This is a genomic window from Streptomyces sp. DT2A-34, assembly GCF_030499515.1.
Classification (GTDB): Bacteria; Actinomycetota; Actinomycetes; order Streptomycetales; family Streptomycetaceae; genus Streptomyces.
In genome coordinates this window covers 4,055,402-4,076,714 of the sequence record NZ_JASTWJ010000001.1, presented here as the reverse complement: position 1 = coordinate 4,076,714, position 21,313 = coordinate 4,055,402, and the positions used below count along the sequence as shown (strand labels likewise).

Below are 21,313 nucleotides of genomic sequence, written 5' to 3'. Positions count from 1 at the left end.
CCGCGTAGTCCCCCTGCTCGCCGCCCGGGTCAGGACCCTGAAGTGACCGCTCGCCCCCGCAGCACCGCGTACAGTCCCGCGCTCACCGCGAACCCCACCAGACACGTCACGTCCCCGAACTCCGGCCACCGCTCCGGCACCCACCCGACGTACTTCTCCTGGTTGGAGAAGAGTGGGACGGACACCGCGATGCCGGCCAACAGCGCGGTCAGTCCGGGCCAGTTGGTGTACGACCGGTCCCCGAGCCGTGCCGCCAGTTCCTCGTGCGGTGTACGGGACCGGAGCCGGCGCTCGACCAGGACCACGCCCAGCCACGGCCCCACCCAGTAGGCGATCACCAGCAGGAACGCCTCGTACGCATGCCCGGCGTCCGCCAGCGACGCCCACGCCGCCGCCGTACCGGCGATCCCGCACAGTACGACGATCGCGCTGCGGCCCAGCCACGCCGGCAGCTTCAGGCCCAGGGCGGTGATCGACATGGCGGAGGAGTAGACGTTCAGGGCGTTCGCCGAGATCGCGCCCAGGATGATCGCCAGCAGGACCAAGTCACTGAGCCGGCCCGGGAGGTGGCCCGTGAAGGCCGCCGTGGGGGACGCGCCCTCCGGGGCCGCGATCGTCGCCGACGCCGCGCCGATGACCGCGACCACCGCGATGGACACGAACAGGCCGACGGCGGGGTACAACACGGTTTTCACGCGATGCGCCGTACGCGGGAGGTAACGCGAGTAGTCCGACGCGCCCGGGTTCCAGCCCGCCGCGTACCCCCATGCCGCGCTGAACGCCAGCAGGAAGCCGCCGATGCCACCGCCCGTGCCGCCGGCCGCCAGGTCGGCCTCCTTGAAGGTCCAGGCGCCGGCCGGCAGGAAGACCACCGCGAGCGCCGGGAACGCGTACTTCTCGAAGGCGTGCACGAAGTTGTGGCCGATGAAGCCGATCACGATCTCGGCGACGACCACCAGCAACAGGGAAGGGAGCGGTCGTAGGCCCGTCAGCGTGTTGAGCGCGAAAGCGGCGCTCACACTGTTCACGGCGAACCAGCCGACACCGGCGACAAGCGCGTTCACACCCGACGGCAGCAGATTGCCCCGGTAGCCGAAGCCGAAGCGGCCGATCGCCATCTGCGGGACGCCGAACCGCGGCCCGTCCAGCGACAGGATCCCGTGCGTCACCGCGCCCAGCGCCGTGCCCGACAGCAGTGCCGCCGTCGCCTGCCAGAAGCTCAGGCCGAAGAAGAGGACCGATATCACGCCGATGTAGACGGTCGCGAACTCGATGTTCGGGGAGGCCCATGTCCACAGCAACTGGAGCGGGCTGCCGTGGCGTTCGGCGTCGGGGATGGGTTCCGAGCCCGCCGTCTCGACGGCGATGACCTTGTCGCCGTACTCGGGAGCGATCGTGCCGGCCGGCCCGGCGGGAGCAGTCGTCATGCGAGCCAAGTGTCCGGCCCGGACCCGCCCCGGCCCACGGGCGCATTGTCCGCATCTGAAGGCTCAGCGGCGTACAGCCTGTCGGCACCGACCGCCGTCCACGCACCCGGCGCCCGTCCGACCGTCCCTGGGGGCTGCGCCCCGAGACCCCCGCTTCGGCCCTGAAGGGGCATCGTCCTCAATCGCCGGACGGGCTGGTTTCAGCTGCCCGGCGCTCCCCGTCAGGGCTCGTCGCGCTTCGGCCCGTCGTCCTTGTTCTTGTCCCTCTTGTCGTCGTCCTCGTCCAGGGACTTCAGGAACTCGGGGTTGTCGTCGGGGGCGACCCACTGCTGCCGCCGACGCTGGTCCCGTACGCCGGACCAGCCCTCGGCCGCCGGGCTGCGCTTCTTGCCCGCGATCAGCCAGGAGATCGAGCCGACGAGCGGGAACAGCAGGACGAGGATCGCCCACAGCGGCTTGGGCATGTGGCGGATGTCGTCCTCCTTCGTGCTGATGCAGTCGATGAACGCGTACACGCTCAGCGCCAGTGGCACGAGGAACATCAGCACCCGAAGCATGGGTCCTCTCCAGCGAAACGGTCGTCGGGACCGGGGGCACGGCCCCCGGGTTCAGGGCCAGGGTAGCGGCTCGGGGATACTTGACCCCATGGCTTACGACGATCTTCGTTCCCTGCTCAGGGCACTGGAGCGCGAAGGAGACCTCAAGCGCGTCAAGGCTGAGGTCGATCCGTATCTGGAGGTCGGGGAGATCGTCGACCGCGTGCAGAAGTCCGGCGGTCCCGCGCTGCTCTTCGAGAACGTGAAGGGGTCGTCGATGCCCCTCGCGATGAACGTCTTCGGGACCGACCGCCGGCTGCTCAAGGCCCTGGGCCTGAAGTCGTACGGCGACATCTCCGACAAGATCGGCGGACTGCTCAAGCCCGAGCTGCCGCACGGGTTCGTCGGGGTCCGCGAGGCCTTCGGGAAGCTCGGCGCCATGGCGCACGTCCCGCCGAAGAAGGTGAAGTCCGGCAACGCGCCGGTGCAGGAGGTCGTGCTGCACGGGGACGAGGTCGACCTCGACCGGCTGCCGGCTCTCTTCACCTGGCCCAAGGACGGCGGCTCCTTCTTCAACCTGGGGCTCACCCACACCAAGGACCCGGAGTCCGGCGTACGGAATCTGGGGCTGTACCGCCTGCAGCGCCACGACAAGCGCACCATCGGCATGCACTGGCAGATCCACAAGGACAGCCGGAACCACTACCAGGTGGCGGCGAGGAGGGGAGAGCGGCTGCCGGTCGCCATCGCCTTCGGGTGCCCGCCCGCCGTGACCTACGCCTCCACCGCCCCGCTCCCCGGTGACATCGACGAGTACCTGTTCGCGGGGTTCGTCGCGGGCAAGCGGATCGAGATGGTGGACTGCAAGACGGTGCCGTTGCAGGTGCCGGCGCAGGCGGAGGTCGTGCTGGAGGGGTGGCTGGAACCCGGCGAGATGCTGCCGGAAGGTCCCTTCGGTGACCACACCGGCTTCTACACGCCGCAGGAGCCCTTCCCCGCGCTGAAGATCGACTGCGTGACGATGCGGCGCCGGCCGCTGCTCCAGTCGATCGTCGTGGGCCGGCCCCCGACGGAGGACGGTCCCTTGGGGCGGGCGACGGAGCGTTTCTTCCTGCCGCTGCTCAAGATCATCGTTCCGGACATCGTGGACTACCACCTGCCGGAAGCCGGTGGTTTCCACAACTGCGCGATCGTCTCGATCGACAAGAAGTACCCCAAGCACGCGCAGAAGACGATGCACGCGATCTGGGGCGCCCACATGATGTCCCTGACCAAGCTGATCGTGGTCGTCGACTCCGACTGCGACGTCCACGACCTGCACGAGGTCGCCTGGCGGGCCCTCGGCAACACCGACTACGCCCGTGACCTCACGGTCGTCGAAGGCCCCGTCGACCACCTTGATCACGCCTCCTACCAGCAGTTCTGGGGCGGCAAGGCGGGGATCGACGCGACGAAGAAGTGGCCCGAGGAGGGCTACACGCGCGACGGCGGCTGGCCCGACATGGTGGAGTCCGACCCGGAGACGGCGGCGAAGGTCGACCGCCGCTGGAAGGAGTACGGACTGTGAGCAGCGCCTCCGCCGCGATTCCGCAGCCAGGACGCACGAAGGCGTTCCTCCGCCTCGTCATGATCGAGCACTCGGTGTTCGCGCTGCCCTTCGCGTACATCGCCGCGCTGACGGCGATGTTCCAGCTGGACAGGAACATCCACTGGGGGCGGCTGCTCCTGGTCACCATCTGCATGGTGGGCCTGCGGACCTTCGCCATGGCGGTGAACCGCATCATCGACCGCGAGATCGACGCGCGGAACCCCCGGACCGCCCACCGCGAGCTGGTGACCGGCGCGATGTCGGTCCGGCACGCCTGGACGGGCGCCCTCATCGCCCTGGTGATCTTCCTGGGCTCGGCGGCCCTGCTGAACCCCCTGTGCCTGGCCCTGGCCCCCATCGCGGTGATCCCGATGGTGGTCTACCCCTACGGCAAACGGTTCACGAACTTCCCCCAGGCCATCCTGGGCCTCGCCCAGGCGATGGGCCCGGTCGGCGGCTGGCTGGCCGTCACCGGCTCCTGGTCCTGGGACGCCGTGATCCTCGGCCTGGCGGTGGGCATCTGGATCGGCGGCTTCGACCTGATCTACGCCTGCCAGGACGTCGACACCGACCGCGAGATCGGCGTCATGTCGGTCCCGGCCCGCTTCGGCATCCCGGCGGCGATCTGGGGAGCGCGGGTCTGCCACGCGATCACGACGGCCCTGTTCGTCTGGTACGCGCTCGCCACGGACGCGGGCGCGTTCTTCTGGCTGGGCCTGCTGATCGTGGCCGGCGCGTTCGTGTACGAGCACTCGATCGTGCGGCCGCATGACCTGTCCCGCCTGAACAGGGCGTTCTTCAGCGTCAACGGGTTCATCGGGATTGCCCTGTTCGTGTGTGCGCTGCTGGATCTCTTGGTTCGAGGTCTGACCGTGTGACTACGGTGCGGCCTACCAACGAGTGCAGAGAGAGGGAGGCCGACGTGACCATCTCGGACAGCGACCGCCTGCACTCGCAGCTCGCCCGGTATGAGGACATGTTCCGCGGGTACCGGATGGAGGTTGTCGAGGGCAACATCGTGATGAGTCCGCTCAGGCCGTTCCACAACGAGACCATCGTGCGGCTTTGGACGCAGCTAGAAGCTCAGCTGGGCCAGGAGTGGGGCTTCATCAGCGATGTGGCCATCCCGTTCAGCGACGACTTCGAGTTCTGTCCCGATCTCGCGCTCATCCCAGCGGCCGAGAAGAACCGGAATCTGACCTCCTATGCGCCTGACCTCATCGAGGTCGCCATCGAAGTCGTCTCCCCGAGCAGCGTCCGCAACCACTACGAGGTCAAGAACAAGCAGTACGCAGCTCGGGGCATCCCGAACTACCTGATCTTCGATCCGCAGAAGGGGCATGTCGTCACGCTCTGGAACCCCGGCTCCGACGGCTACCGCGGGCGGGACACGCTTCCTTACGACGGCAAGGTCACCGTGGAAACCAAGATCGGACGCCTCACGGTCGATACGAGCCGCCTTCCTGTGGACCCTGAGTCGCCCGGCGCGACCTGAGCGCCGCCCCGCCCGCCCGGCGCCGCAGCACGAACGCCGCGGCCACCCCCGCCACCAGCCCCACCAGATGCCCCTGCCAGCTCACGCCGGACTGGGTCGGGGCGAGGCCCGCCAGTATGGAGCCGCCCCAGACCGCGGCCACCAGCAGGCCGGCCAGGACGCCGAGCGGGCGGCGCTCCACGAAGCCGGTGACCAGGAGGAAGCCGAAGAGGCCGAAGACCAGGCCGGAGGCGCCCGCGGTGTTGGTGCCGGACGGGGATATCAGCCACACGCCGAGACCGTCGGCGACGACGATCAGGGCACAGACGGCGGCGAACCGGCGTATCCCGCCGAGGGCGGCCAGGAACCCGAGGACCAGCAGCGGCACGCTGTTCGCGGCGACATGGGCGAAGCCGAAGTGGATGAAGGACGCCGGGACGACGTCCACCAGCTCGGACGAGGTGCGCGGGACGATGCCGAAGCCGTCCAGCGCGTGACCGCTGATCACGTCGGCCACTTCCAGCAGCCACAGCAGCGCGACCCAGCCCAGCATCAGCTTGGCCGCGGTCCTCGCGCGGTCACCCCGCGACCACTCGCGCTCCGCGCCCCACATATCCGCCGCACCCGACGTACCCGCCATGGCAACCCCACCGCCCAAGTCGTCCCCCCTGGGGAACGCCTGGCCCCCCTTGGTCGGTTCCCACCCCGTACGGCCGGATAGGCTCGGTGTCGTGAACCCAGTCAAGCCAGGAGAGACGCCGCGTGCGCCTTGGATCGTAGGGGTGTCCGGCGCTTCCGGCACCCCATACGCCGCCGCCGTGCTGCGCGCGCTCCTCGCCGCGGGGGAGAGCGTCGACCTGGTCGTCAGCCGGGCGTCGCGGCTCACGCTGCTCGACGAGACGGGTATTTCGTTCCGGGACGGGCACTGGCAGGACGACCTGCGGGAATGGCTGTCCCGTGGGGCCGACGGCAAGCCCGGGACCTTCGACGTGGACATCGACGCCGTACGGCACTGGAGCGCGGGCGACCTCGCCGCCGGGCCGTCGTCGGGGTCGTACCCCGTGAAGGGCATGCTGATCGTGCCGGCCTCCACAGCCTGCGTGGCGGGCGTCGCGCTCGGGCTGTCGAAGGACCTGTTGCAGCGCGCGGCGAGCGTGACCCTCAAGGAGGGGCGCAAGCTGGTCGTGGCGGTGCGGGAGACCCCGCTGAACGGTCAGACCCTGCGCCACCTGGTCACGTTGGACGACGCGGGCGCCACCGTGGTGCCCGCCTCGCCGGCCTTCTACGCGGGGGCGACGCACATCCAGGACCTGGTGGACTTCGTCGCCGGACGGGTCCTCGACGCGGCGGGCGTCGAGCACCGCCTCTACCGCCGCTGGAAGGGCGAACTCGGCGGCGGAACCCGCACGACATGAACGCCATCTGAGCAAGTCGCAGTACCTCGCATCACTTCGGGAACCATTCAAGACCTCTTCAGCGGAAGGCTTCGAATCGCATGGACGCGGTGGACAGGCAGCTCATCCAGGCCCTGAGGGAGAACGGCCGGGCCTCCTACGCGGAGCTGGGACGCCTCGTCGGCCTGTCGGGACCCAGCGTCACCGACCGCATCAACCGGCTGGAGGCGGCCGGCGTCATCACCGGCTACCGCGCCACCGTCGACGCCGCCTCGCTCGGCCTCGGCGTCACCGCCCTGATCGGCATCTCGCTCTCCGACGCCACCGACCACGAGGACGTGGCGGACCGTCTGCGGGACCTGGGCGAGATCGAGGACTGCTGGTTCATCGCGGGCGACGACTCGTACATGCTCAAGGTGCGCGCGGCCGACGTGGACGGCCTCGAGAAGATCATCCGGCGGCTGAGCGGCACCACGGGCGTGTCCCGGACCCGTACGACGATCGTGCTCTCCACCAAGTGGGAGAACCGGGTCGGAGAGCTGCCCGAGGAGGCGTAGGCCCGGAGGGCCGTATGGGGGCACCTCCCGCCCGAAGGGTGGGGGCGTACGGTTGAGGAAGTCTGTCTAGGAGAGGTGTACGCATGGACGTCGGGCTCAAGCGCGAGCTGGAGGAGAAGGTCCGCTCCGGTGAGCGGCTGACTCGCGAGGACGGCATCGCGCTGTACGAGTCGGACGACCTGGCGTGGCTCGGCGGCCTCGCGCACGAGGTGCGCACGCGCAAGAACGGCGACGTCGTCCACTTCAACGTCAACCGTCACCTCAACATGACCAACGTCTGTACGGCCTCCTGCGCGTACTGCTCCTTCCAGCGCAAGCCGGGCGAGAAGGACGCGTACACGATGCGCATCGAGGAGGCCGTCAAGCTCGCCAAGGCGATGGAGTCGGACAGCCTCACCGAGCTGCACATCGTCAACGGGCTCCATCCCAACCTGCCGTGGCGCTACTACCCGCGCTCGCTGCGGGAGCTGAAGGCCGCCCTCCCGGACGTGTCGTTGAAGGCCTTCACGGCGACGGAGATCCACCACTTCGAGACGATCAGCGGTCTGTCGGCCTCCGAGATCCTCGACGAGCTCATCGACGCCGGGCTGGAATCCCTCACCGGTGGCGGCGCGGAGATCTTCGACTGGGAGGTCCGGCAGCACATCGTGGACCACCGGACCCACTGGGAGGACTGGTCCCGCATCCACCGCCTGGCGCACGAGAAGGGTCTGAAGACCCCGTGCACCATGCTGTACGGCCACATCGAGGAGCCCCGCCACCGCGTCGACCACGTCCTGCGCCTGCGCGAGCTGCAGGACGAGACGAACGGCTTCCAGGTCTTCATCCCGCTGCGCTACCAGCACGACTTCGTCGACGTGAAGGACGGCAAGGTACGCAACCGCCTCCAGGCCAGGACCCAGATGGCGACCGGCGCCGAGGCCCTGAAGACGTTCGCGGTGTCGCGGCTGTTGTTCGACAACGTCCCGCACGTCAAGGTCTTCTGGGTCATGCACGGCGTCCAGACCGCCCAACTGGCCCTCCAGCACGGCGCCGACGACATGGACGGCTCGGTCGTCGAGTACAAGATCACGCATGACGCCGACAACTACGGCACCCCGAACAAGCTGACCCGCGAGGACCTGCTGGACCTGATCCGGGACGCGGGCTTCAGGCCGGTGGAGCGGAACACGCGGTACGAGGTCATTCGGGAGTACGACGGCCCGGACCCGCTGCGCCGGGAGTCCCCCCAGCCGATGCGGGTGTGATTCCAGGGGGCCGGGTCGTGGTACTCGTCCGCCATGGTGAGCACGAAGGCACCCGAGGACGCCTACACCGCTGAACCTTTCGTTCCCGACCGTGGCGGCCTCCCCGCCCTTCGCCGTGCGGCCGCCGACTGCCGTGGCTGTCCCCTGCACCGGGACGCCACGCAGACCGTGTTCGGCGCCGGGACGGCACACGCGCGCGTCATGCTCGTCGGCGAACAACCCGGCGACCAGGAGGACCGCCAGGGCAAGCCGTTCGTCGGCCCCGCCGGCCGCCTCCTGGACCGCGCGTTGGAAGAGGCCGGTATCGACCCCGCCGAGGCTTACGTCACCAACGCCGTCAAGCACTTCAAGTTCACGCAGGCCGAACCCCGCAAGCGCCGTATCCACAAGGCGCCGACGCTGCGCGAGATGACCGCGTGCGGGCCTTGGCTGGCCGCCGAACTGGCCGTCGTGGAGCCCGAGCTGATCGTGCTCCTGGGCGCGAGCGCGGGCAAGGCGCTGCTCGGGTCGTCGTTCCGGGTCGGCGAGGTGCGCGGGGCGCTGCTGGAGCGGGAGATCCACGGCCGGCCGGAGAAGCTGGTGGCGACGGTGCATCCGTCGTCGGTACTGCGGGCCCAGGACGACGCGGACCGGAAGGCGGCGTACGAGGGGCTGGTCTCGGACCTGAAAGTGGCGGCGCGGGCGCTGTCGTAATGGTTACGATGACGCGGTGTCCCTTACCTTCACTCTCGATCCCGCCGTTACTCCCGACCTGCGCGACGGCATCCTCGACCTGTGGACCGACGTCTCCGACGCGGGCGGAGCCGTCGGCTTCGTGCCGCCCGTGACGCGGGAGGCGATCCGGCCTGAGGTGGTGCGGTACTTCGTCCAGATGGCGGAGGGGCGCACCCGGCTGCTGGTCGGGCACGACGACGCGGGCCAGGTGGCCGCGACGGCCTTCTTCACCTTCAACACGCACCGCCTGATGACGCACTGGGCATGGCTGTACACGGTGATGGTGCACCCCCGGCACCAGGGCAAGGGCTACGGCCGCGACCTGCTGACGGCCGCCGAGCAGGCCGCCCGCACCATCGACGGCATCGAGGCGATCCGGCTCACCTGCCGCGGCGGCCTCGGCCTGGAACGCTTCTACGGCTCCTGCGGCTACAAGGAGGTCGGCCGCATACCGAACGCCATCCGCGTCGCGCCGGGCGACGACCGCGACGACGTGATCATGCTGCTGCCGCTCACCTGACCCACTGCGGCCCCACTGCTGCCCCTGCTGACCCCCCTGCAAGATCGGCGGTCCAGCGTGCTTCACTGGACAGTGGCCCTTTTTGGAATCGGAAGAGTGGATTGAGATGCTCCGCTACACACTGATGCGCCTCGGAATCTTCGTGGGCTGCCTCGTGGTCGTCTGGGGTCTCGTCCACTCCGGCCTCGCCCCGCGCGGCCTCGGCGACTCCAACGGCATGTGGATCATCCTGCTCGCCCTGGTGATCTCGGCCCCCATCAGCTTCGTCGTCCTGCGCAAGGAGCGCGACCGCGCCTCCGTGCGGATCGTCCAGAAGGTCGACCGTGTGAAGGCCAACCTGGAGGCCAACCGCAGCCAGGAGGACGACGTGGTCGACGAGGCGGCTCGGGCGCAGGGCCAGGCCTCCTAGGAGACTCTGCGGTTCCTTGCCGCGTCCCGGCAGTGATACCACTCGGTAACTGCGTGGGCCCTCCCCTTACCCTTGTCCGGATCCATGGTGTGAGATGGCCGGATCCACGTCGGTGGCACGGCTGTTCGCACCGGCATTCGTGAACGTAAGGGGGAACCGTGGCACGAGCGCGCGCCAAGCAGGGCGCACGACGCGTGGCCGAGGCCGTCGCATCCGGCACCGATCCGCGGACGGCCGCGCAGGAGGAACTGCAGCGGCAGATCGGCGGACGCGGGACACGGGCCGACGGCGGCGAGGGGTACGACGCGCAGGGCCAGGGCATCGACCCGGCCGACTTCCCGGCCGCCCGGGAACAGGGCGGCTCCACCGCCACCGTCATGCGGCAGAAGACCGTGCCGCTGGACGAGGCCGGGGAGGCGCTCGGCCGTAGCGAGCAGGTGCGCGAGGGCACCGAGACGGTGCACGCCATCTGCCCCATGGTGATCCCCAAGGGCCGCTCGATCTTCTCCATGCTGCCGGTGCTGACGCTGCTCGTGCTGGGCGCGGTGGGTGCGGGAATCGTGGGGGCGGCCGGTGCCGACGTCCTGACCAACCCGCTGTTCGGCGTGCACTACTGGGTCATCTCGCTGCTCGCCGTCGCCTTCGTGTGGTGGCGGCAGGGCATGGTCATGGTGCCGGACGGCTGCCAGGCGCTGATCACCCGCTTCGGCAAGCTGGAGAAGGTCGTCGGCCCGGGCCGGATCGTGCTGCTGAGCCCGTGGAAGCGGGTGTCGTACATCGTCAACACCACGATCGAGTACCCGTTCAACGCGCCGGTGCGCGAGGCACCGACCAAGGGCGGCGTGAAGGCGTCGATCGACCTGTTCATCCAGTTCCGGATCAGCGACCCGACCGAGTTCGTCTACACGCTGGGCGCGGTGCGCGGCTTCGAGGAGAAGCTGAGCAACGCGGTGAGCGAGACGATCCGTACCCTCGTCTACGAACAGGAAGCCGCCGGGATCTACGACATGGTCGGCGAGGACACCGGCCGGCTGCTGGACCTGCTCAACCAGCAGTTCCGCCCGGCCGTCGAGCTGACCAACGCCAACATCACCCACGCCGAGCCCTCCGACCAGCGCTACCGCATGGACCTGGCGGCGCCCGAGATGGTGCGGGTGGCCAAGGAGGCGTACACGCACGAGTACGCGCTCCAGCTCCGCAAGGAGCAGGACGAGGGCGACCTCACCCGGGAACTCGCCTCCAGCCTGGAGACGCTCTCCGCGATCCAGGCCGACATCGCCCAGTACCAGGCACAGATGGACACCGCCGTCGAGCGCGAGACCAACCGTGCCGAGGCGCTCGCCCGGCAGCGCTACGTCCAGGCCGAGTCGGAGGCGAAGGCGAACGCGGCCCTCCTGGAGGCGCAGGCCCTCGACATCCGCGCGGTGACCGCCGCGGAGGCGCCGGAGATCCTGGAGTACCGCTACCAGCAGCAGGTGCTGGACACCCTGGAGCAGGTCGCCGACCACCTGCCGCGGCTGGTGCGCATCGGCGGCACGGCGGACGCCGGGATCGACTTCCTGGAGCTGGCCCGCGAGTTGATCGGCGAGCGCGGCACGGAACTGTTCACCGAGGAGGACACGGCCGCCGTACGGGCGCGTCTCGCCGAGGTGTCCGAGCGGATCGCCGCGCGCGAGGCGGAGATCGGCGCGCTGCTGGCCGCCGACCGGCCGACGGTGCCGCAGGTACCCGACCAGCCCGACCAGCGCGAGCCCGAATCGGCCGACAGCTCCGACCGCTCCGACGTCTCCGAGGAGGCCGCCCAGTGAGCACCGTCCGTTCCAACCGCCGGTCGGTCATCTCCGAGAAGGTCGCCCCCTGGAGCGACATCGCGCGGCTCCTGCGCGGCGGCGAGGCCGACACCCTGATCCCGGTCATCATCCCCCGCCACCGGCGCCGCCTGTGGTGGATGCTGCCGCTGTGGCTCGGCGTCTACGCCCTGCTCATGGGCGTGATGCTGACGCTGGGGGAGGCGGAATCCGAGTCGGCCGCCGGGGACCTCGCCTACGGCACCCTCGCCACCCTCTCCTACGTCGGCGGCGTCGTGCTGCTGCTGATCGGCGTGCTGTGGTGGTGGCGCTCCTCGATCGTCGAGATCGAGCAGGGCACCAACGGCGTGCTGACCCGCTACGGTGCCGTCGTCCGCACCCTGGACGCCGGCCGCCACTACCTGTGGCACCCGTGGTCGCGGGTGGACTTCGTCGTCGACGTGGCCACCGAGATCCCGTACTCCGCGCCGGTGATGGCCTGCCCGACGCAGGAGAACGTGCCGCTGCGCTCCATCGAGTTCTTCCTGAAGTTCCGCATCACCGACGCCGTGCTGTTCGTCCGCACCATCGGCGCGGGCAACTTCGACCTGGTGCTCTCCAGCGCCGTACAGGACGCGATCCGGCAGCGGGCGCGCAAGATGCGCACCGAGCGGGCCTACGACCTGCGCGGCTCGGACGTGGCCGACATGCAGGAGCTGCTCAACCGCCAGCTGTCCGGCTACGGCGTGCGCATCACCGGCTCCAACATCCCGGACGTCCAGCTGCCGACGCAGTACCAGCAGCACCTCGCCACCCGGGAGCGGGTCGCCAAGGAGCGCACCGCTTACGAGCAGGAGTGGGGCCTGATCCGCAAGCGCCGGATCGACCAGCTGGGCATGGACATCGAGCGCGCCAAGAAGGTGCGGGACGCCCGGATCGTCGAGGTCAGGGCCGCGTTGAACCGGGCTCGCGAAGAGGTCGCCCAGCTGCTGGAGCAGCAGGAGACCAACGCCCAGCGCGTGCGGTTCGAGATCGAGACGCGGGGCCGCAGCGGCCTGATCGCCGCCGAGAACGAGGCCCGCGCCCAGCGCGCCCTCGCCACGGCCTACCGCGACAACCGCGCCGTCCTGCAGTACGAACTCGCCCGGCGCCGTCTGGAGGTGGGCGCGAAGCTCGCCGGCAAGGCCCCGCAGCCGGTGGTGGTACGCACCGACGGCACGAGCGTCGACACCTCGGCCCTGTCCACCCTCCTCGCCGCGCAGCTGCTGCCCCGGCTGACGGCTCAGCCGTCGGTCGACGGGCGGCAGTGGGCCCGTCAGTTGGCGCGCTTCGAGGACGACGGGAGTGGTGAGGAGTAGGCCGGCGTGGTCGCGGGCCGGGTGGGATCTCCCTTCCGGCCCGTAGGCTGACGGGCATGGGTGCCGTGAAGACCAAGCGGATGCCGCGTGCCGTCCGTGAGCAGCAGATGCTGGACGCCGCTGTGCGGACCTTCGGCCAGCGGGGGTACATGGCCGCGTCGATGGACGAGATCGCCGAACTCGCGGGCGTCTCCAAGCCGTTGGTGTACCTGTACCTCAACTCGAAGGAAGACCTCTTCACCGCCTGCATACGCCGGGAGGCGGCCGCGCTCACCGAGGCCGTCCGTGCGGGCGTCCAGCGCGACGCGCCCGCCGACCGCCAACTCTGGGAAGGTCTGGGCGCGTTCTTCACGCACACCGCGCAGAACCCGGACGGCTGGTCCGTCCTGCACCTGCAGGCCCGCACCCATGGCGAGCCCTTCGCCGCCGAGGTCGCCGCGATGCGGGCGGAGATCGTCGCGTTTGTCACGCAGCTGATCCTCGCGGCGGCCCGGGAGGCCCATCGCGACCCCGACCTCCCCGAGAGCGAGGTCGCCGGCCTCGCCGAAGCCCTGGTCGGTGCCGCCGAGTCGCTCGCGGCCTGGGCCAACGCCACGCCGGGCGTGACGGCGAGACAGGCGGCGGCCACCTTGATGAACTTCGCGTGGGCGGGCCTCGGCAACCTCATGGACGGCCGGCCCTGGTCACCGCCGGACGCCCCTCACGAGGCGAGCGGATAGACCTCCCCGGCCAGGTGGACGCGATCCCCACCGCCGCCGCCCCGCAGCTCGAACCGCCCGCCCTCCGCCGCGTACGTCACCGTCCCCGGCAGCAGCACCGGCGCCTTGAACTCCGCCCGTACCAGCACCGCCTGCGGTGTGCCGTGCGCGGCGAGGCAGCGGGCCACCGTCCACATGCCGTGCGCGATGGCCCGGGGGAAGCCGAACAGGCGGGCGGTGAGCGGGTGGAGGTGGATGGGGTTCCGGTCGCCGGAGGCGGCACCGTAGCGGCGTCCGACGTCGGCGGCGAGCCGCCATCCGGCGACGGCGGGCAGGGGCTTGTGCTCCTCCTGTACGTCCTTCACCGGCGGTGCCGTCTGACGGCCGTCAGTGCGGTGCCGGGCCAGATAGGTGCTCCTGGACTCCCACACGACCTGCTCGCCCGACCGCACCGAGGTGACCACGCCCGCCTCCGTGCCCCGCCGGTGGGGCGCCAACTCATCGACATACACGGCGAGTTCGTACTCTCCGGTGGCCGTCAGCGTCGTGTGCCGGGTGATCTCGATCGACGTATGGACGAGTCCGAGCAGCGGCAGCGGAAAGTCCCGGCCGCTCATCAGCCGCATGGCGAGCGGGAACCCCAGCACATGGGGATACGTCACCGGCAGCGAGTCGTCGCCGGTCGGGAAGCCGCACACCCGCTCGTACGCGGCGAGCCGCGTCAGGTCGACGCGTACACCGGGCAGTTCGAGCCGGGTGCGCGGGTAGTCGGCGTCCGGGCGGGGCCGCTTGAAGGGGGACAGGAGGGCGCCCCGCGCGAGAAGGGGGCCGAGGGACGGGGAACCGGTCAGCGTGGTCTGCATCAGGCCCCCAGCAGGCTCTGGCCGCACACCCGGACGACCTGCCCGTTGACCGCGCCCGACGCCGGATCGGCCAGCCAGGCGGTCGTCTCGGCGACATCGACCGGCAGCCCTCCCTGCGCAAGGGCGTTCATGCGCCGGCCCGCCTCACGGATGAACAGGGGAACCGCGGCGGTCATCTTCGTCTCGATGAAGCCGGGCGCCACCGCGTTGACCGTCACCCCGTGCTCGGCGAGCGCGCGCGGCGCGAGGGAGCGGACCAGACCGACGATGCCCGCCTTGCTCGCCCCGTAGTTGGTCTGTCCGGCGTTCCCCGCCAGCCCCGCGATCGACGCCGTCGCCACGATCCGCCCGCCCCGCTTGAGCGCCCCGCTCGCCAGCAGCGCGTCCGTCGTGCGCAGCACGCTCGCGAGATTGACGTCCAGCACCGAACTCCAGCGCCCGGCGGGCATGTTGACCAGCCGACGGTCGCGTGTGATGCCGGCGTTGTGGACCAGGACGTCCAGCCCGTCGGGCAGCGCGGCGGCGATGCGCTCGCCCGCGTCGGGGGCGGTGATGTCGAGCGCGAGGGCGGTGCCGCCGAGCCGTTCGGCCACCCGCCGCGCGTCCTGTTCGGCCTGCGGTACGTCGAGTACGACGACCCGGGCGCCGTCCCTGGCCAGCGTCTCGGCGACCGCCTCGCCGATACCGCGCGCGCCGCCGGTGACGAGGGCGGTGCGGCCGGCGAGGGGGCGGTCGGGGTCGGCGGGCGCCGCGCTCGCGTCGTGGGCACCCACCTCGATCACCTGGCCGCTGACGTACGCCGACTTGGGGGAGAGGAGGAAACGCAGGGTCGACTCGGCGGCACGCGCGTCCGTCAGCCGTACGAGATTCACCGTCCGGCCCCGTCCGATCTCCTTGCCGAGGGAGCGCGCGAAGCCCTCCAGGGCCTGCTGGGCGGCCGCCTGGTGATGGTCGGCGGGGTCCAGGGGCGCGCCGAGGACCACGACCCGGCCGCTCTCGCCGACCGACCGCACCACGGGGTGCAGGGCCGCGTGCACCTCGGCGAGCGTCTCGACGTCCCGCACCCCTGTGGCGTCCAGGACGACGGCGGTCGGCCTCTCGGCGGAGGTCGCCAGGCCGAGGCCCGCACCGGCGAGGTCGAGGTCCGACTTGCCCGCCGTGAGGAGGAGCCGGTCGCCCTCCAGCGCGGGCCGCTCCGGTGACCAGCGTTTCAGCGCGGCCGGCTGCGGCAACCCGAGTCGGCGGGTGAGGAAGCGACCGGGTGCGGTGCCGGTGAAGCTCAGATAGCGGTCGGCCATGTCAGTCCCACTCCCCGTGCGCTCCGTACTGACTCCGGAGTAAGGTTACCCGAGGTAAGGCATGGCGGGCGTGAGGAGTGGGTGGAGATGAGCCCCGTGAAACCACCGGCGGTCCGGCGCGTCGCGATCATCGGCGGCACCCGCATCCCGTTCGCCCGCTCCGACGGCCCGTACGCCACCGCCTCCAACCAGGACATGCTCACGGCCGTGGTCGACGGCCTGGTCGAGCGGTACGGCATCGGCGATCCGGGCGCGGTCGGCGAGCTCGTCGCCGGGGCCGTCCTCAAGCACAGCCGGGACTTCAACCCAAGCGGGTCCGGGGAGGTGAGGGCACGCCCCCACGCCGCCCGGCACGCTCCCCCACTGCCTTAAGGGCGTGGGAGGTGCCCCCACTCGCCGCACCGGCCAAAGGCCCAAGTAGCTCCGCTACGAGGACCTTCGCCCGGCACGCCGAGAGCACGCACCGAACGACGCGGGAACGCACCCTCACCTCCCCGGACCCGCTTGCCCGCGAGACCGTCCTCGGCTCGAAGCTGGACCCGCGCACACCCGCGTACGACATCCTGCAGGCCTGCGGCACCGGCCTGCAGGCCGTGATCGCCGCCGCCAACAAGATCGCGCTCGGCCAGACCGAGTCGGCGATCGCGGGCGGCGCGGACACGGCCAGCGACGCGCCCCTCGGCGTCAACGACGAGCTGCGCCGCATCCTGCTGGCGGCACGGCGGGCCAAGTCGCCGGGCGGGCGACTCAAGGCGCTGGCCGGCGTACGGCCGTCCCACCTGATCCCCGACATCCCGCGCAACGCCGAGCCCCGCACCCGTCTCTCCATGGGCGAGCACGCCGCCGTCACCGCCCGGGGTATCTCCCGCGAGGCCCAGGACGAGCTGGCGGCCACGAGTCACCAGCGGCTGGCGGCGGCGTACGAACGCGGCTTCTTCCAGGACCTGGTCGTGCCCTTCCGGGGGCTGGACCGTGACCAGAACCTGCGGCCCGGTTCGACGCCGGAGAAGCTCGCCGCGCTGAAGCCGGTGTTCGGCCTCGACCGGCCCGATCCGACCATGACGGCGGGCAATTCGACGCCGCTCACGGACGGGGCGGCGGTGGTGCTGCTGGCGAGTGAGGAGTGGGCGCAGGCGCGGGGGCTGGAACCCCTGGCGTATCTCACCGCGTACGAGACGGCGGCCGTGGACTTCGTACGGGGCGATGTCGCGGGCGGCGAGGACGGACTGCTGATGGCGCCGGCGTACGCGGTCCCCCGCATGCTGGAGCGGGCCGAACTCGCCCTTGCCGACTTCGACTTCGTAGAGATCCACGAGGCCTTCGCCTCCCAGGTGCTGGCCACGCCGGCGGCGTGGGAGAAGCGCGGGCTCGCCCCCGTGGACCGGGCCCGGCTGAACGTGGCGGGCTCGTCCCTGGCCACCGGGCACCCCTTCGCCGCGACCGGTGCGCGGATCGTGGCGACGCTGGCCAAGTTGCCGGCCGAGAGGGGCGGTTCGGGTCGCGGGCTGATCTCGGTCTGCGCGGCGGGCGGGCAGGGCGTGACGGCTGTCCTGGAGCGAAGGTAAGGGGAAGGTGAGACTAAGCTGAGGGGCCCTCACATAACCCTCGACGTTACACATTCCCGGCCCGGGACCACCCCCGAACCCGCACAACCCCCACACGCGGGCCCCGTACGATCGCCTGCCTAACCAGCGGTAACCCTTTCCGCAGGCCTCGGCAGGTGAACGCCACGGTGCGCGAGGCACGTACGTCATGCAGCCAGCACTTTCGTCGCTGCACGCCCGCCGCAGGAGCCGCCCGTGTCCACCCCGCTTCCCTCCTTCGCCCCCTCGGCCGCCTTCGACGACGCTCCCGGACCCACCCTGGTGCATCCCGAGACGCGGCGGCTGGACGGCGTCGTACGGGAGGCGTACGTACCGCCGTTCGCGCCGCCGGTGACCCATGGATCGCTCGCGGACCTGCCCTTCGACAACGCGGCCGCGGCCCCGGACGCGGTGGTGTTCAGCCGCAAGGGCGAGGACGGGCAGTGGACGGACGTGACGGCGGCCGAGTTCGCCGATCAGGTGCAGGCGGTGGCCAAGGGGCTCGTCGCCGAGGGGCTGATGCCCGGGGACCGGATCGCCGTCATGGCGCGGACGCGGTACGAGTGGACGCTCCTCGACTTCGGCGCGTGGGCGGCCGGCCTCGTCACGGTCCCCGTCTACCCCACGTCGTCCGCCTTCCAGACCCGCTGGATCCTCCAGGACTCCGGTGCGGTGGCCCTGGTGGCCGAGACCGCCGCACAGGCGGCCGCCCTCGGCCCCGAACTGGACCGCGTACCCGATCTGCGCCACATGTGGGTGATGGAGAAGGGGCACGTGGAGCGGCTGGCGGAACTGGGCCGGCAGCAGCCGGACGGCGAAGTGGGCGTACGGCGCGGCATGCTGGTGCCGGACACGCTGGCGACTCTGGTCTACACGTCGGGCACGACGGGCCGCCCCAAGGGCTGCGCGCTGACCCACGGCAACTTCTTCGCCGAGGTGGACAACGGGATCGAACTCCTCTACCCGATCTTCAAGTCGAGGACGAGCGAGGAGGCGTCGGTGCTGCTGTTCCTGCCGATGTCGCACGTCTTCGGCCGCATGGTGGCGGTGGCCTGCGTCCGGGCCAGGGTCCGCCTCGGCCACGCCCCGAGCCTGAAGGCGGAGCACCTGCTGCCGGACCTGGCGGCCTTCCGCCCGACCTGTCTGCTGACGATCCCGTACATGCTGGAGAAGGTCTTCAACAGCGCCCGCGCCAAGGCCGAGACGGGCGGCCGCGCCTCGTCCTTCGACCGCGCGGCGTCGGTGGCCGAGCGCTACGGCGAGGCGATGGAGGCCCGGCACGCGGGGACGGGCGGCGGCCCGAGCGCGACGCTCAAGACGGCCCGCGCCTTCTACGACCCCCTGGTCTACCGCCGTATCCGCAACGCCATGGGCGGCCGGGTGAGGTACGCGATCTGCGGCGGCTCACCGCTCGGCCGCCGACTGGCCGCCTTCTTCGCCGGCGCGGGCATCGAGATCTACGAGGGCTACGGGCTGACGGAGACCACGGGCGCCTCGACGGTGACCCCGCCCCTCAAGCCCCGCCTGGGCACGGTGGGCTGGCCCCTGCCCGGCACCCGGATCCGCATCGCCGCGGACGGCGAGATCCTCGTCGCCGGCGACCAGGTGCTGCGCGGCTACTGGGACCCGGCGGCGGGCGGCGTGGTCCCGGCCGCGGCGGACGGCTGGCTGGCCACGGGGGACATCGGCGCCCTGGACGACGAGGGCTACCTCACGATCACCGGCCGCAAGAAGGAACTGCTGATCACGGCCGGCGGCAAGAGCGTGGCGCCCGCGCCCCTGGAGAACTGGCTCCGCTCGCACCCTCTCATCTCCCAGTGCATCGTCCTGGGCGACCGCCGCCCTTACGTCTCCGCGCTGATCACCCTGGACATGGACGGCGTCACCCACTGGCGCCGGATGCACGGCAAGCACCCGGTCCCCGCCGAACTCCTCGTCAATGACGACGAGTTGCGGGCGATCCTGCAACGCGCCGTGAACGAGGCCAACAAACTGGTCTCCCGCCCGGAGTCCATCCGCCGCTTCGCGATCCTGCCGACCGACTTCACGGAGATGGACGGCCATCTGACGCCGTCGATGAAGCTGCGGCGGGAGGCGGTCATGCGGGACTTCGCGGCGGAGGTGGAGGCGTTGTACGCCAAGTAGCGTGTGAGTCACGTCACTCTGCGGGGTGGAACTCGACGGCGGGTGTCGGCGAACAGCAGGAGACCATGACACCCGGTCTTCGAGGGATACCGCATGAACCACAGAGGTAGGACGTGACGCTCGCGCCGAGCTCGGGCGCCGCCTTCGCCGCGGCAACGGCGGCGAACGGCGGCTCCGACGGCTCGGTCATCGAACGGTCCTGGGAAACGCCCGACACGTTCGCCGTGATCTTCGACCGCTACGCCGACGACATCCACCGCTACATCGCACGACGTCTGGGCTCCGACACCGCCGACGACCTGATGGCGGAGACGTTCGTGATCGCCTTTCAACGGCGTCGCCGCTACGACCTGTCGCACGCCCACGCCCGGCCCTGGCTGTACGGCATAGCCACCAACCTGATCGGCCGGCACCGCAGGGACGAGGCCCGCCGGCTGCGGGCACTGTCACGCATGGCGGCACTGCCTCCGGGGCAGCAGGACAGCGGCCCCGAGCACGCGGTCACCGAGAAGCTGGGCGCCGGGGGGACACACGGCGCGTTGGCCGGCGCGCTCGCCGAACTGCCCGCCCGGTACCGGGACGTGCTGTTCGTCATCGCCTGGGGAGACCTCGACTACGAGGAGGCCGCGCAGGCCCTGGACGTACCCGTCGGCACGGTGCGCTCCCGCCTGCACAGAGCCCGCACCAGGCTGCGACGGGCCCTGGGCGGACCGGATCGCACCCCCTCGACCGCACCTCAGAAGGAGACCGACCATGGATGAACTGACGAGGGTGCGCGAATGGGGCACAGGCACCGCCCCGGACGGGCTCTCCGACCCGGCCCGCGCCGCCGCCCGAGCCCGCCTCCGGACCGCCATCGACGAGGAGTCCCGCAGCGTCGCGTTCCGTGGCCGTGCACTGAGCCGACGCCTCATGTTCCGTGCCTCGCTCGCCGGGCTGAGCGCGGCGGCGGTGGGCGTCGCCGTCGTCGTGGCACGCGGCGACGGCGAGGACGACAGCACGCCTCGTCTGCGCACGGTCAGCGCGACGGAGGTGCTGCGCAGGGCCGCCGAGCGGACCCGCGCCCAGGGCGGCGACCTGCCCGTGCCGCGTGATGACCAGTACTTCTACACCAAGACCTACATCACGCGGACGCCGGTGAAGGGCGGCAGGACCAGAACGTGGACCGACGAGAGCTGGATGTCGGTGGACGGCTCCAAGCCCTCCCTGCGGGAGGAGCACGGAAAGGTCCACAACGATCCTCCGCTCGGCGAGCACGAGGTGCGTTGGCCTCCCACCGCCTACTCCAAGCTCCAGAGGCTGCCGACGGACCCCGACAAGCTCCTGGACCGGTTCAGGTTCGGCCAGAAGGTCTCTCCCGAGACCGACAGGCATGCGTTCATGGAGGGCTGCATGCTGATGATGGGGCCGCGTGTGATGCCCCCCGGCCTGCAGGCCGCCGCCTTCGAAGCGCTGTCGAAGCTGCCCCGGATCCGCCTGGACTACGACGACGTGGACGTCGACGGCCGGAACGCGGTCGGCGTCTCGTACCCCGAGCTGGACTGGACCTTCCTCTTCGACCGCCGGACCTACGACTACTTGGGCCTGCGCACCAAGGGGAGCGTGCCGAAGAAGGTGGGCAAGGACGACTGGGTGCAGACCGGCTGGTACTGGGAGACCAGGACCCTGCAGAACATCCAGGTGGTCGACCGCATCGGACAGCAGGGCTGAGCCAC

The 21,313-nt window shown here is 70.8% G+C and carries 20 protein-coding genes and 2 pseudogenes; 17 read left to right on the top strand and 5 right to left on the bottom strand.

Annotated features, from left to right (window positions below; all coding sequences use genetic code 11):
• Positions 1-29: 29 nt before the first annotated feature.
• Both QQM39_RS17940 and QQM39_RS17935 read right to left on the bottom strand, forming a co-directional pair.
• Positions 30-1,427 (bottom strand): cytosine permease, encoded by a 1,398-nt coding sequence (locus tag QQM39_RS17940; protein WP_301997871.1) that lies wholly within the window; start codon positions 1,425-1,427, stop codon positions 30-32.
• A 221-nt stretch (positions 1,428-1,648) separates the two neighbouring features.
• A complete protein-coding gene (locus QQM39_RS17935; protein ID WP_301997869.1) occupies positions 1,649-1,984 on the bottom strand; it encodes a PLD nuclease N-terminal domain-containing protein in 336 nt (111 codons plus the stop codon).
• A gap of 88 nt (positions 1,985-2,072) precedes the next feature.
• Here QQM39_RS17935 and QQM39_RS17930 point away from each other — a divergent pair, with 88 nt between their 5' ends.
• Genes QQM39_RS17930 through QQM39_RS17920 form a run of 3 tightly spaced genes read left to right on the top strand, consistent with a single transcriptional unit; the run spans position 2,073 to position 5,046 of the window.
• A complete protein-coding gene (locus QQM39_RS17930; RefSeq protein WP_301997867.1) occupies positions 2,073-3,530 on the top strand; it encodes a menaquinone biosynthesis decarboxylase in 1,458 nt (485 codons plus the stop codon).
• Positions 3,527-4,429 (top strand): menaquinone biosynthesis prenyltransferase MqnP, encoded by a 903-nt coding sequence (gene mqnP / locus QQM39_RS17925; RefSeq protein ID WP_301997865.1) that lies wholly within the window; start codon positions 3,527-3,529, stop codon positions 4,427-4,429. The genes QQM39_RS17930 and mqnP overlap by 4 nt, the downstream gene beginning before the upstream one ends.
• A 44-nt stretch (positions 4,430-4,473) precedes the next feature.
• Entirely contained in the window at positions 4,474-5,046 is a 573-nt protein-coding gene (locus tag QQM39_RS17920; protein WP_301997864.1) for a Uma2 family endonuclease, read from the top strand.
• On the opposite strand, the gene QQM39_RS17915 is transcribed toward QQM39_RS17920, so the two are convergent.
• Positions 4,991-5,638: a rhomboid family intramembrane serine protease gene (locus QQM39_RS17915; RefSeq protein WP_302003620.1), complete on the bottom strand. Its 648-nt coding sequence runs from the start codon at positions 5,636-5,638 to the stop codon at positions 4,991-4,993. The genes QQM39_RS17920 and QQM39_RS17915 overlap by 56 nt on opposite strands.
• A 118-nt stretch (positions 5,639-5,756) precedes the next feature.
• On the opposite strand from QQM39_RS17915, the gene QQM39_RS17910 reads away from it, so the two are divergent.
• The 9 genes from QQM39_RS17910 (at position 5,757) to QQM39_RS17870 (ending at position 13,730) form a co-directional block, all read left to right on the top strand.
• Positions 5,757-6,440 (top strand): UbiX family flavin prenyltransferase, encoded by a 684-nt coding sequence (locus tag QQM39_RS17910; RefSeq protein ID WP_301997863.1) that lies wholly within the window; start codon positions 5,757-5,759, stop codon positions 6,438-6,440.
• An 80-nt stretch (positions 6,441-6,520) separates the two neighbouring features.
• Positions 6,521-6,976 carry an Lrp/AsnC family transcriptional regulator gene (locus QQM39_RS17905; RefSeq protein WP_093905400.1) on the top strand — a complete coding sequence of 152 codons (456 nt, stop codon included), beginning with the start codon at positions 6,521-6,523 and terminating at the stop codon, positions 6,974-6,976.
• 83 nt (positions 6,977-7,059) lie between these two features.
• Positions 7,060-8,223 (top strand): aminofutalosine synthase MqnE, encoded by a 1,164-nt coding sequence (mqnE, locus tag QQM39_RS17900; protein WP_301997859.1) that lies wholly within the window; start codon positions 7,060-7,062, stop codon positions 8,221-8,223.
• Positions 8,224-8,256: 33 nt separating this feature from the next.
• Positions 8,257-8,916 carry a UdgX family uracil-DNA binding protein gene (locus QQM39_RS17895; RefSeq protein WP_301997858.1) on the top strand — a complete coding sequence of 220 codons (660 nt, stop codon included), beginning with the start codon at positions 8,257-8,259 and terminating at the stop codon, positions 8,914-8,916.
• A 16-nt stretch (positions 8,917-8,932) separates the two neighbouring features.
• The gene (locus QQM39_RS17890) at positions 8,933-9,457 is read left to right on the top strand and encodes a GNAT family N-acetyltransferase (protein WP_301997856.1); all 525 of its coding nucleotides are present in this window, start codon (positions 8,933-8,935) and stop codon (positions 9,455-9,457) included.
• A gap of 106 nt (positions 9,458-9,563) precedes the next feature.
• Positions 9,564-9,866, top strand: a complete 303-nt coding sequence (locus QQM39_RS17885) for a DUF4229 domain-containing protein (RefSeq protein ID WP_301997855.1) — start codon at positions 9,564-9,566, stop codon at positions 9,864-9,866.
• Between the two features lie 158 nt (positions 9,867-10,024).
• The gene (locus QQM39_RS17880) at positions 10,025-11,674 is read left to right on the top strand and encodes an SPFH domain-containing protein (protein ID WP_301997853.1); all 1,650 of its coding nucleotides are present in this window, start codon (positions 10,025-10,027) and stop codon (positions 11,672-11,674) included.
• Complete coding sequence (locus QQM39_RS17875; RefSeq protein WP_301997851.1) at positions 11,671-13,011, top strand: SPFH domain-containing protein; 1,341 nt, start codon at positions 11,671-11,673, stop codon at positions 13,009-13,011. Before QQM39_RS17880 ends, QQM39_RS17875 begins: the two co-directional genes overlap by 4 nt.
• A gap of 56 nt (positions 13,012-13,067) precedes the next feature.
• Complete coding sequence (locus QQM39_RS17870; protein WP_301997849.1) at positions 13,068-13,730, top strand: TetR/AcrR family transcriptional regulator; 663 nt, start codon at positions 13,068-13,070, stop codon at positions 13,728-13,730.
• Here the strand turns inward: QQM39_RS17870 and QQM39_RS17865 are convergent.
• Together QQM39_RS17865 and QQM39_RS17860 are read right to left on the bottom strand one after the other, a co-directional pair.
• Positions 13,712-14,572, bottom strand: a complete 861-nt coding sequence (locus tag QQM39_RS17865) for a MaoC/PaaZ C-terminal domain-containing protein (protein WP_301997848.1) — start codon at positions 14,570-14,572, stop codon at positions 13,712-13,714. The genes QQM39_RS17870 and QQM39_RS17865 overlap by 19 nt on opposite strands.
• Positions 14,572-15,870, bottom strand: coding sequence for a 3-oxoacyl-ACP reductase (locus QQM39_RS17860; RefSeq protein WP_301997846.1), 1,299 nt, complete (start codon positions 15,868-15,870; stop codon positions 14,572-14,574). Before QQM39_RS17860 ends, QQM39_RS17865 begins: the two co-directional genes overlap by 1 nt.
• 87 nt (positions 15,871-15,957) lie before the next feature.
• Here QQM39_RS17860 and QQM39_RS17855 point away from each other — a divergent pair.
• The 5 genes and pseudogenes from QQM39_RS17855 to QQM39_RS17835 all read left to right on the top strand — a co-directional run.
• Positions 15,958-16,176 (top strand): annotated as a pseudogene (locus QQM39_RS17855) (acetyl-CoA C-acyltransferase); the annotation flags it as partial.
• A 197-nt stretch (positions 16,177-16,373) separates the two neighbouring features.
• Positions 16,374-17,435 (top strand): annotated as a pseudogene (locus QQM39_RS17850) (acetyl-CoA C-acetyltransferase); the annotation flags it as partial.
• Between the two features lie 234 nt (positions 17,436-17,669).
• Positions 17,670-19,598 carry a long-chain fatty acid--CoA ligase gene (locus tag QQM39_RS17845; protein ID WP_301997844.1) on the top strand — a complete coding sequence of 643 codons (1,929 nt, stop codon included), beginning with the start codon at positions 17,670-17,672 and terminating at the stop codon, positions 19,596-19,598.
• 113 nt (positions 19,599-19,711) lie between these two features.
• Positions 19,712-20,359 (top strand): RNA polymerase sigma factor, encoded by a 648-nt coding sequence (locus QQM39_RS17840; RefSeq protein ID WP_301997843.1) that lies wholly within the window; start codon positions 19,712-19,714, stop codon positions 20,357-20,359.
• A complete protein-coding gene (locus QQM39_RS17835) occupies positions 20,352-21,308 on the top strand; it encodes a CU044_5270 family protein (RefSeq protein ID WP_301997841.1) in 957 nt (318 codons plus the stop codon). Before QQM39_RS17840 ends, QQM39_RS17835 begins: the two co-directional genes overlap by 8 nt.
• Positions 21,309-21,313: the final 5 nt, after the last annotated feature.

Coding starts and splice junctions, on each gene's coding strand:
- QQM39_RS17895 (WP_301997858.1), top strand. CDS start 8,257: ATGGTGAGCACGAAGGCACCCGAGGACGCCTACACCGCTGAACCTTTC.
- QQM39_RS17885 (WP_301997855.1), top strand. CDS start 9,564: ATGCTCCGCTACACACTGATGCGCCTCGGAATCTTCGTGGGCTGCCTC.
- QQM39_RS17905 (WP_093905400.1), top strand. CDS start 6,521: ATGGACGCGGTGGACAGGCAGCTCATCCAGGCCCTGAGGGAGAACGGC.
- QQM39_RS17865 (WP_301997848.1), bottom strand. CDS start 14,572: ATGCAGACCACGCTGACCGGTTCCCCGTCCCTCGGCCCCCTTCTCGCG.
- QQM39_RS17940 (WP_301997871.1), bottom strand. CDS start 1,427: ATGACGACTGCTCCCGCCGGGCCGGCCGGCACGATCGCTCCCGAGTAC.
- QQM39_RS17860 (WP_301997846.1), bottom strand. CDS start 15,870: ATGGCCGACCGCTATCTGAGCTTCACCGGCACCGCACCCGGTCGCTTC.
- QQM39_RS17915 (WP_302003620.1), bottom strand. CDS start 5,638: ATGTGGGGCGCGGAGCGCGAGTGGTCGCGGGGTGACCGCGCGAGGACC.
- mqnE (WP_301997859.1), top strand. CDS start 7,060: ATGGACGTCGGGCTCAAGCGCGAGCTGGAGGAGAAGGTCCGCTCCGGT.
- QQM39_RS17935 (WP_301997869.1), bottom strand. CDS start 1,984: ATGCTTCGGGTGCTGATGTTCCTCGTGCCACTGGCGCTGAGCGTGTAC.
- QQM39_RS17835 (WP_301997841.1), top strand. CDS start 20,352: ATGGATGAACTGACGAGGGTGCGCGAATGGGGCACAGGCACCGCCCCG.
- QQM39_RS17930 (WP_301997867.1), top strand. CDS start 2,073: ATGGCTTACGACGATCTTCGTTCCCTGCTCAGGGCACTGGAGCGCGAA.
- QQM39_RS17870 (WP_301997849.1), top strand. CDS start 13,068: ATGGGTGCCGTGAAGACCAAGCGGATGCCGCGTGCCGTCCGTGAGCAG.